The 10750-nt window shown below is 42.9% G+C and carries 6 protein-coding genes and 2 pseudogenes; 7 read left to right on the top strand and 1 reads right to left on the bottom strand.

The features are described 5' to 3' along the window. The first annotated feature begins 287 nt into the window (after window positions 1-287). The 7 genes and pseudogenes from CALSC_RS13000 to CALSC_RS12980 all read left to right on the top strand — a co-directional run bounded on the left by CALSC_RS13000 (window position 288) and on the right by CALSC_RS12980 (window position 10488). The gene (locus CALSC_RS13000) at window positions 288-1163 is read left to right on the top strand and encodes an alpha/beta hydrolase (RefSeq protein WP_088241764.1); all 876 of its coding nucleotides are present in this window, start codon (window positions 288-290) and stop codon (window positions 1161-1163) included. 745 nt (window positions 1164-1908) lie between these two features. Next, window positions 1909-3381 (top strand): annotated as a pseudogene (locus CALSC_RS28195) (AMP-dependent synthetase/ligase); the annotation flags it as partial. A 36-nt stretch (window positions 3382-3417) separates the two neighbouring features. Further along, window positions 3418-4035 (top strand): hypothetical protein, encoded by a 618-nt coding sequence (locus CALSC_RS28295; RefSeq protein ID WP_422614308.1) that lies wholly within the window; start codon window positions 3418-3420, stop codon window positions 4033-4035. 152 nt (window positions 4036-4187) lie between these two features. Further along, window positions 4188-6479: a 3-hydroxyacyl-CoA dehydrogenase/enoyl-CoA hydratase family protein gene (locus tag CALSC_RS12990; RefSeq protein WP_088241763.1), complete on the top strand. Its 2292-nt coding sequence runs from the start codon at window positions 4188-4190 to the stop codon at window positions 6477-6479. 119 nt (window positions 6480-6598) lie between these two features. Further along, a complete protein-coding gene (locus CALSC_RS25930) occupies window positions 6599-6757 on the top strand; it encodes a restriction endonuclease (RefSeq protein WP_143288242.1) in 159 nt (52 codons plus the stop codon). A gap of 30 nt (window positions 6758-6787) precedes the next feature. Beyond that, window positions 6788-7969, top strand: a complete 1182-nt coding sequence (locus tag CALSC_RS12985; RefSeq protein WP_088241762.1) for a thiolase family protein — start codon at window positions 6788-6790, stop codon at window positions 7967-7969. An 89-nt stretch (window positions 7970-8058) separates the two neighbouring features. Next, window positions 8059-10488, top strand: a complete 2430-nt coding sequence (locus tag CALSC_RS12980; RefSeq protein ID WP_088241761.1) for an acyl-CoA dehydrogenase — start codon at window positions 8059-8061, stop codon at window positions 10486-10488. A gap of 105 nt (window positions 10489-10593) precedes the next feature. Here CALSC_RS12980 and CALSC_RS12975 read toward each other — a convergent pair. Continuing rightward, window positions 10594-10750 (bottom strand): annotated as a pseudogene (locus CALSC_RS12975) (Rpn family recombination-promoting nuclease/putative transposase); the annotation flags it as partial.

Genomic DNA, 10750 nt, shown 5'->3' with positions numbered 1-10750 from the left:
AGCAGGAATTTTATTGTTATATGTAAAGAAGCCGCTAATGCTTCTATAGGAATTCGGGGATCTAGACACCACAAACTTTACGAGTGGTTGAATCCAGATAGCCAAGATATAATAGATAAAATAAGATGCAAAAACTTCTGAGTTGTTTGTCCTGAAATCTTTTAGCTTCATGAATTAGGTATCTCAAATCTGAGAATGCGATGAATTGAGAATATGTAGCGTCACCTGCTCCGATTTTACAGCATTCTCCGATGGCATCTGAGAAAGGGCATGGTGAGAAAATAATCATGAAACACATAGAAGGAAATTTTCAGGGTTCGGGAGGACTAAAACTTTATTATCAAAGTTGGCAACCCCAGGTACAAGTACAGGCAATTATCGCCATAGTTCATGGTTTAGGTGCCCATAGTGGATTATTTAATAATGCCGCACAGTACCTGACTCCCCAAGGCTATGCTATCTATGCTTTTGATTTAAGGGGACATGGACGTTCTCCGGGACAACGGGGACATATTAACGCCTGGGCTGAATTCCGGGAAGATTTACATACCTTTTTGCAGCGAATTCAGGAACAAGCACCAACCTGTGCCTGCTTTTTGTGGGGATATAGTTTAGGTGCGGTGATTACCTTGGATTATGCTTTACATTTTCCCGAAAGTTTACAGGGAATTATCTTAATTGCACCTGCTATTGGCAAAGTCAGGGTTCCACCACTCAAAGTAGCTTTAGGGCGGATGTTTTCTCGCATTTGGCCTCGTTTTAGCCTCAAAATCGGGGTAGAACGCAATCGTCAAGCAATGGCAGAGTTTATCAAAGATCCTCTCAGGCATGAGTATGGTAGTGCTAGACTAGCCACGGAGTTTTTTTTCGCAGAAAAGTGGGTACAAAAACATGGTTCCCAATTACAAGTTCCCTTATTGATATTAAATAGTAGTGGCGATCGCGTCACTCCTTCAGAGAGCAGTTTAAAGTTTTATCAGCAAGTCAGCTTTCCTGATAAGGAATGGTATGTCTATCCTGGTGATTATCACGATATCCATTTCAATATCGATTATTCAGATGTCTTGATTGATTTGGGTAATTGGTTAGAAAAGCACTTACAGGGAGGAATGAGCCATCAACCCACAGGTTGCTATATTAAAACACCATCTTTACAGCCATGAAAAGTTAACATTTTACCGACTTGATTGCGAAAAGATACAAAATGTTGATTTTGATCCCTGGTACGATCTACATTATTATTATGTACTTTGTACAGTTTTTATAGACATTTACTTATATCGGCTAGATGTCTGAAAAGTTCAAATATACAATTATCAGATACTAAATTATCAGGAAGATATTGAGGGATAAATAGGACTGAGATATCAGAAGTAAGCATCTAAAATATCTCTGTTTATCATCATGATTAGCTTATTAGCTCCGAAACTATTTTAAATAGTTGGTTTGCTGATTGCTATGGTAATAATACCTTATTTACAAATATTAAAGCCTGTGAATCAATGAACTCCACTTATTAGCAAAAGCTAGGAGGCAGTCCAAATGAAAAATAATTTGCACCATCAATTATCTAAGTAAAATCTTCTTTTCCCCATGCTCTCTGCCCCTACCTACTATTTAGAATTCAGAAGGTAGAAAGCAGAAGGTTTAATACTTATATTTCGTTCTTTCAACCATGGGATGGATCTTAACTATTATGGCTACTGCTATAAGAATAACCCCAGGTAAAATTGTATGGATTTGCAGGAATGAAAACCAAAAGTTAAAGATTTTTTAGTTGGGTTACATTGTCGTTTAACCCAACTAAATATAAGGATTATAAGCTTAAACCAAACAGCATTTGCAACTTAGCAGTTAAAACCAAAAATTATCAGAGAGGAGAAGAGTGGCAAATTCTTCTTGAACCATATGTTTGACTCCCATAAAATTTATAGAGCACCACCGGATTCTGGAGAAATGATTCTGGGGTGGACATTATCTTCTTTGTTGGATAGGGTATGTAAGGATTATTCCAACCCCCATACTCTTAACCAATGGATACAAACAGGGTGGAAGTCCCTATCTAATCAAGAATTGCAAACTGCTGCGTTGGAAATAGGATTAGGTTTAAGGGATTTGCAGTTAGAAAAAGGTGATCATGTTGCTCTATTATTGCACAGCGATACCAATTTCTGCATAGCTGACATGGGTTGTCTGCTGGCGGGTTTAGTAGATGTGCCAATTGACATCACCCAAACTATTGAACATATTATTTTTATTCTGCGTCACTCAGAAGCTAAGGTACTAATTATTTCTAACTTAGATTTACTTTATCAGTTAGTTCCTTATCTCTGGGATACGACAGATTTACATACGGTAATTGTTGTTGATGTTCCTCAGGATTGGCAGGAAGTACATAAACAACAATTAACCTGTGGGTGGAGTGATGAGGAACAGGGACAGAAACCACAGCATGAAGATGGGAAAGCCAAGGAAATTCCCCAGGAACTATGTTTGTGCATTCCCGAATTTTGCTCACCTATGAGTAGGTATAAACCATGTCCAAAATTTCCTCAATGTATCCAACTCTTCTCCTTAGCAGAGATTCGTGCTAGGGGAATGATGCAGACTTCAGGGGAGCAAATCCCACAAATTAGTTCATCCATAGCGCCAACAGACTTAGCTACTATCATTTATATTCCTGGAGCTACAGAGGAACTTCAGGGAGTCATGCTCACCCATGAAAACCTTGCTGCTAATGCCTTGGCAATGTTTACTGGCAATAATTTAGTATGTGGTGCTCAAGAGGTTGTTCTCTCCTTTTTACCACTTACCCATGTTTTTGCTCGCGTCTTATTATATGGTCATATTTACTACGGACACAGCATTTACTTCAGCAATCCCAAGGGAGTTCTTAAACACTTGCAACAAGTTCGTCCGACTATTTTTGCTACTGTTCCCCTATTACTAGAAAAGATTTATGACAAGCTTCTAGAAACGGGATGGAAGCAAAGGAGAAAAAATAGACCCCGAGCTATACTGTTTGATTAGGCACTCAAGCTTGCTCAAAAATATGAACTAGGAAAGCCGACTACAACTTTATATAGAAAGATTTTGCACCTGGCAGATAAACTAGTATTTTCACGATGGCGTTCAGTATTTGGTGGTCAGATTAAGTACATTGTTAGTGGTGGAGCATCGTTAAAAGCAGAAATTGCTAACCTATTTACAGCAGCTGGAATGGAGATTTTGCAAGGTTATGGTTTAACAGAGACAAGTTCAGCTGTTACTTGCAATCGGGGCAAATTCAACCGTGCTGGGACTGTAGGTGTACCATTACCTGGAGTAGAGCTGGCTATAGCTGAGGATGGGGAAATTATCGTCCGGGGGCCTTATAATACCCAAGGATATTACAAAAACCCTGAAGCTAGCAAACAATTGATTGATGGGGAAGGTTGGTTGCATACAGGGGATTTGGGAGAGTTTACCACCGCAGGTTTCCTGAAGATTACAGGTTTAAAGAAAAGTCGCTTTAAACTGTCTACAGGCAAATACATTACCCCAGAACCATTAGAAACAAAACTCCAACAATCTCCTCTCATAATATATGCGATCGCAGTGGGTTCGGAACGCAAATTCTGCGCCATGTTAATTTTCCCTGACTTACAGCAGTTAGATTTAACAGCCAAAACCATGGGAATTAAATTACCCATAGAGGAGTTATTGCACCATCCTTGTATTATCGCCCTCTATCAGACATTAGTTGACACAGCTAATTGTCATTTACCATATTGGTCAACAGTAAAACGGTTTCAATTAATTAATGCTGTGCTCACCGTTGAGAATAGGATGCTAACCCCCGATGGGAAGGTGATGCGGGCAAAAGTGTTAGAAGCATATTCTCAACAAATACAGACTATCTATAACGACGCTCAAAACCCGAAAACAAAAAAAAATGGCAATGGTAAAGAAGAGATAGAAGATATTCTGACATCCATTTGTCCTGCTATTCCTCAAGCCTCATGTCCCGCTTTTGCTAAGTCTTTGAATTCATGATTTTTCTCACACAGAGGTGTGGAGGGGAGGACACGGAGACACGGAGACACGGAGACAGGGAGAAAATGGTTTATCCTCTCTGACAAAATCATCCCGCAATTATGCAATGCCAAGCAAACTAATTACATCTAATTAGAAGGAAGAATCAAACTATGTTAAAACCTTTTAGAACAGCCGCAGTTCTTGGTGCAGGGGTGATGGGAACCCAAATAGCCGCCCATCTAGCCAATGCCGGTTTAACCGTATATTTACTCGATATTCCTGCTAAAAATGAGCATAAAAATAAACTAGTAGAAACCGCATTTAAAAAAGCTAAAAAGCAATCTCCTCCCATATTTTTTACAGATAAAACTGCCCACAGAATAACTCTCGGTAACTTTGATGAACATTTTCACTACCTTACAGATGTGGATTGGGTGATTGAAGCTGTAGTCGAAAATTTAACTATCAAACAACAATTACTGGCACGGGTGGAGCATACCATCCGCGATGATACAATTGTCTCTACAAATACCAGTGGTTTACCCATCCATAATATTGCCCAAGGACACTCCGATTCTTTCCGCAACCGCTTTTTAGGCACTCACTTTTTTAATCCACCCCGTTACCTGAAACTACTAGAACTAATTCCCACACCTGATACATCCCCAGAAGTCCTAGAAAGGATGCAATGGTTTGCCAGTCTATATCTAGGTAAAGGAGTAGTCATAGCTAAAGATACCCCCAACTTCATCGGTAATCGCATCGGTATGTATGCAATGATGCTGGCGATCAAAGCATTAACCGATAGTGGTGGCTATACCATTGAAGAAATTGACACCTTAACAGGAACTATCGTCGGTAGACCTAAATCTGCGACCTTCCGGACTGTAGACTTGGTAGGATTAGATACCCTAGTGTATGTGGCGAAAAACCTCTATCCCGCAATTTCTCAAGACGAAAGTCGCGATATGTTTGACATCCCGCCATTACTGAATCAATTAGTAGAAACAGGGACATTAGGGGCGAAAACAGGTCAAGGATTTTACAAAAAACAGGGAAAAGAAATTCTCTCCATTAATCCTGTCACCCTGGTTTACGAATCTGCTCAACCAATGAACCTGGGAAATATAGAAGCGATCGCGAAAATACCAGATTTAGCCCAACGCTTACAAGCTTTGTATCAAGATCAAAGTCGTGCAGGTAAATTCTTCCAACAGTTTATCCTCAAAGTCCTAGCATACAGCGCCCATCGGATTCCCGAAATTACTGATAACCCCGCAGATATTGACAGAGCAATGCGCTGGGGATTTGGCTGGGAATTGGGACCCTTTGAAATATGGCATGTGTTGGGATTTGAGACAGTTTTGGCTGATATGAAAGCCAATGGTATCTCCATCCCAGATTGGATAAATTCAGCAAACAGGGACAGGTGGGGACATCCATCCCACAGGATAGATGACATTAAGCTGAGTGTAATCAAATCTGACCCCAAACGTACCCTATGGGAGAACTCCGAAGCCGCATTACTAGACTTAGGGGATGGAGTCGCCTTATACGAATTTCGTTCCAAAGGTAACACCCTCAGCCTCAAAGTCATCGATGGTTTCACCCACATCCTAGATATGATCGAAACCGGGGATTTCCGGGGATTAGTAATTGGTAATGAAGGTGTCAACTTCTCGGCTGGAGCCAACTTGGCAGAGATGGGAATGCTGGCACAATCAGGCATTGAACCCGTTGTTAACCTCATTGTCACTTTTCAATCCCTCTTACAAAGGATTCACTACTTTCCCAAGCCGATTGTAGCCGCCATTCACGGTCGCGCTCTGGCAGGAGGGTGTGAATTAGTCATGGCTTGTCCCCACATAGTCGCCGCCGCCGAAACCTACATTGGACTTGTAGAACTGGCTGTAGGACTGATTCCCGGCGCTGGTGGCATTATGCGGATGGCAACATGGGCTGCTAATCGCGCCGCCACAGAATCCGCCCATCATATCCAACCTTTCCTCACCCAGGCATTTACAACCATCGGCATGGCAAAAGTGTCCAAAAGCGCCTACGAAGCCCAAGAACTAGGCTTTCTCCCAGCCACCGCCAAAATCGTCATGAACGCCGATAACCGCCTGTACATTGCCAAACAGGAAGTGATTTGCTTAGACAAAATAGGCTACATACCACCCCACCATAACTTGATTATGGTACTCGGTCGTCCCGCCAGAGCCATCCTAGAACACGCAGCTTATGTCATGGGAAAAGGTGGTTACATCACAGAATATGACCGCTATCTTGCTAATCGTCTAGCCTATGTGATCACAGGTGGGGAACTCTCAGCACCATCCCTCGTTAATGAAGATTATCTGCTGCAACTTGAACGAGACATGTTCATACCCCTACTACAACAACCCCAAACCCAACAAAGAATAGCTCACATGTTGAAAACCAAGAAACCACTACGCAACTGATATAGCAGAAGACAGGGGGAAGGAGGAAGGAGGGAAGGAGGGAAGGAGTGAAGGAGGGAAGGAGGGAAGGAGGGAAAGAGTGAAGGAGGGAAGGAGTGAAGGAGGGAAGGAGGGAAAGAGTGAAGGAGGGAAAGATAAAAAATCTTAACTCCCAACTATCAACTATCAACTATCAACCATCAACTATCAACTATCAACCATCAACTATCAACCACCAACTATCAACCATCAACTATCAACCACCAACTATCAACCATCAACTAACAACTATCAACTAACAACTATCAACTAACAACTATCAACCAACAATGAAACAACCTTATATAGTCTCCAGCGTGCGGACTGCTGTAGGAAAAGCCCCCCGAGGCACCTTAAGCCATATGCGCCCAGACGACATGGGAGCAATTGTAGTCAAAGCCGCCATCGAAAGAATCCCAACACTACAACCATCACAAATTGATGATATTATCATCGGCTGTGCCTTCCCAGAAGCTGAACAAGGATTCAACCTGGGGCGAGTCATAGCTCAACGAGCAGGATTACCAGACTCTGTCGCCGGTTGCACCGTTAACCGCTTCTGCTCCTCAGGAATCCAAACCATTGCTATGGCACACCAAGCAATTGTAGCCGGACACGCGAACATTATAGTTGCTGGTGGTGCGGAATCCATGAGCTTAATTCCTATGGGCGGAGATTACCTAGCCCCCAACCCGGAAATGATTGTCGAGGCTCCCCAAGCTTACTGTACCATGGGAATTACCGCCGAAAACGTCGCCCAAGAATATCATATCTCCCGTGAAGACCAAGATGCCTTCGCTTTGCGATCGCACCAACGGGCATTGACGGCAATTCAACAGGGGAAATTTGAGTCGGAAATTATACCTTTAATAGTAAGTGAAACCCTGTATATTAATGGTCAACCCCAGCAAATAGAGAAGGTCTTCCAAGTCGATGAGGGGCCTCGTTTCGATACCAGTTTATCAGCTTTGGCAAAATTAAAACCAGTATTTCGGGTGAATGGTACGGTAACTGCGGGTAACTCATCCCAAACTTCCGATGGGGCGGCGGCGGCGGTAATCATGAGTGAGGAAATGGTGAATCAACTCGGTGTACAACCCCTAGGTAAGTTACTGGGATTTGCAGTTGCGGGGGTTCCACCGGAAATCATGGGTATTGGCCCGGTTGTAGCTGTACCGAAGGTGTTGCAGCAAGTAGGTTTAACCTTGGATGACATTGGGTTAATTGAACTCAATGAAGCTTTCGCAGCTCAAAGTTTAGCAGTAATTCGCAAACTGGGATTGAATGAGGAGATTATCAATGTCAACGGTGGTGCGATCGCTCTCGGTCATCCTTTGGGTTGTACGGGTGCCAGGTTAACTGCAACTATTCTACATGAAATGCAGCGCCGTGGTATTCGTTACGGTCTGATTACTATGTGCATTGGTGGTGGTATGGGGGCTGCTGCTGTTTTGGAAAATTTGATGATTTAAGGTCTATTTACACATATCTTGCATCTTCTCAATCAGGGTAAGGTGGGCAATGCCCACCCTACGATTTATCCACTGTTTGGTGTAAAAATATGAACATATTCTTTTCAGATCCAATAATTGTCATTCCGGTACTAATTTCCATGTTTCTCATACTGGGTTATGTGGGAGTACCTTTATGGGTGTGGTCTTTGTATGGTGTAACTGTTTTATCTGTAGGGAATGCGCCTATTTGGTTATGGTTGATGTTTGCAGTGGTGGCTGTAGTGCTGAATGTTCCCATGTTCAGGCGATCGCTTGTTACATCACTGATAATTAAAGGTATAAAAGAATTTAATATCCTCCCAGAAATTTCGGATACAGAAAAGGCTGCAATTGAAGCGGGGAATGTATGGGTTGATGGTGAGTTCTTTTCTGGTAAGCCTAATTTTCATCGGATTAATAGTGAACCTTATCCCCAGGTGACACCGGAATTACAAGATTTTCTGGATGGTCCGGTGGCAAAAGTCTGTAAAATGGCCAGTGATTGGGAAATTTACCGTCGCCAGGATTTACCACCGCAAGTATGGGAATATTTAAAGCAGGAACGATTTTTTGGCATGATGATTCCGCCAGAGTATGGGGGTTTGGGATTTTCTAATTTTGCCTATAGTACGGTGATGACCAAGTTAGCATCCCGTTCGTTTACCCATGTGGCTACTGTGAGTGTACCTAATTCTCTGGGCCCAGCGAAGTTGTTGCTGCGTTATGGAACTACTGCACAAAAGGACTATTATTTACCCCGTTTGGCTAGGGGGGAGGAAATTCCCTGTTTTGCATTGACAGAACCAAATGCAGGTTCGGATGCGGCTAGTATTCAATCAGAGGGTGTAGTATTTAAAGAAAATGGTAAACTATATCTGCGATTAAATTGGAATAAACGTTATATTACCCTAGGTGCGATCGCAACTTTGTTAGGATTGGCTTTTAAGTTGCGAGATCCGGAAAATCTTTTAGGAAAAGGGGAGAATGTAGGTATTACTTGCGCCTTGATTCCTACGGATACACCAGGGGTAGTTTTACAGACAAGGCATGACCCAATGGGTGTACCTTTTTACAATTCTCCCACCCAAGGACATAATGTGGTGGTTCCCATTGACCAGATTATTGGCGGTGTAGAACAGGCTGGTGCAGGTTGGAAAATGTTGATGCAATCCCTGGCTGGTGGTAGGGGTATTAGTTTCCCAGCTACTTGTACGGGGGTGGCGAAGCTAGTATCAAGAGTCACAGGGGCATATACCATAGTTAGACGGCAGTTTGGTTTACCTATCGGTAAATTTGAAGGGGTTGAGGAACCCTTAGCCCGGATTGGTGGTTTAACTTACTTGATGGATGCAGCCCGGACTTATACCTGTGGTGCGGTGGATAAAGGTGAACAACCGGCGGTAATTTCTGCGATCGCAAAATACAATCTGACAGAACTATCCCGTCAAATTATCAATGATGGTATGGATATTATGGGGGGTGCGGGAATTTGTCGGGGAGAAAGAAATCTATTGGCTAATATTTATACAGCGACTCCCATTTCCATTACTGTGGAAGGGGCAAATATTCTCACCCGCACCATGATGATTTTTGGTCAAGGGGCAATTCGCTGTCATCCTTATGTATATAAAGAAATTGAAGCTTTAAATCAAGGGGATATTAAGGCTTTTGATAGTGCTTTGTGGCATCACCTCGGTTTAACTATACGCAATGGTTTTCGGACAGAGTTGCTGAGTATTTCCCGTGGTTATTTAGCTCGTCCTTTCGGGGGAGTAACAGCGCCATATTATCGTAAACTAGAATGGGCATCTGCCAGTTTTGCCTTGATGACAGATTTGGCATTATTTAGTTTTGGTGGAACTCTGAAGCGACGGGAAAATCTCACGGGACGCTTTGCTGACATTCTTTCCTGGATGTATTTAGCAACAGCTACCCTGCGTAGATTTGAGGAGGAAGGTTGTAAGCAAGATGACTTACCATTTGTACATTGGGCGATGCAGTATAGTTTTTCTCAGATTCAGTCAGGCTTTGAAGGAATTTGTGATAATTGGTCTGTACCTGTTATTGGTCGATTGTTGCGAATGGTAGGTTGGTGGTGGCGGATGAATCCCATTGGGACTCTACCCGTAGATAAACTTGGTAGCAAAATTGCTCGCAGTCTGCAAACTCCGGGGGAACAGAGAGACAGACTCACCCGTGGTATTTATATTCCTACCTCTGAAGAGGAAGCCTTGGGAAGGTTGGAAAAAGCATTCTTGCTGTCATCCCAAGCAGAACCAATTATCAAGAAGATTAAACATAGCATTCGTGCTGGTAAGTTACCACAGAAAAGACCACAACAGTTAATTACGGAAGCTTTAGTCGCGGGGTTGATTAGTAGGGAGGAAGCGGAGTTAGTTTATGAAGCGGAAATGGTGAGGAATGATGCGGTTCAGGTGGATTCGTTTACCTTAGAAGAGTATCAGCGAGAAAGTCAAGCAGCCACGCTTCCCACCTAGTACTCCACCACACCAACTTTGCTGGGTAGGAGGAGAGGGGGGAGTGTGGGGAGTGTGGGAAGTATGGGGAGAAAATAACTTTTTCTTCTCAACTCCTCAGTTAGATTAATGTTGTGCAGCTTTTCGCACATCCTCCACACTTAGCTCCAAAGCCTGTGCTATCTGTTCCACCGTCAACCCCGCAGCTAACATTGCTGGTACAGCAAGTAACTTTCCTTCCTGTCTACCTGTTTCCATACCTTCCTGTTTACCTGTTTCTATA

The sequence above is a fragment of the Calothrix rhizosoleniae SC01 genome (assembly GCF_900185595.1).
Classification (GTDB): domain Bacteria; phylum Cyanobacteriota; class Cyanobacteriia; order Cyanobacteriales; family Nostocaceae; genus Calothrix_A; species Calothrix_A rhizosoleniae.
This window is presented reverse-complemented; position numbering and strand designations above follow the sequence as displayed.

Excerpts from the sequence above, each read along its gene's own strand:
- CALSC_RS12985 (WP_088241762.1), top strand. The coding sequence starts at position 6,788 with ATGAAACAACCTTATATAGTCTCCAGCGTGCGGACTGCTGTAGGAAAA.
- CALSC_RS13000 (WP_088241764.1), top strand. The coding sequence starts at position 288 with ATGAAACACATAGAAGGAAATTTTCAGGGTTCGGGAGGACTAAAACTT.
- CALSC_RS12990 (WP_088241763.1), top strand. The coding sequence starts at position 4,188 with ATGTTAAAACCTTTTAGAACAGCCGCAGTTCTTGGTGCAGGGGTGATG.
- CALSC_RS12980 (WP_088241761.1), top strand. The coding sequence starts at position 8,059 with ATGAACATATTCTTTTCAGATCCAATAATTGTCATTCCGGTACTAATT.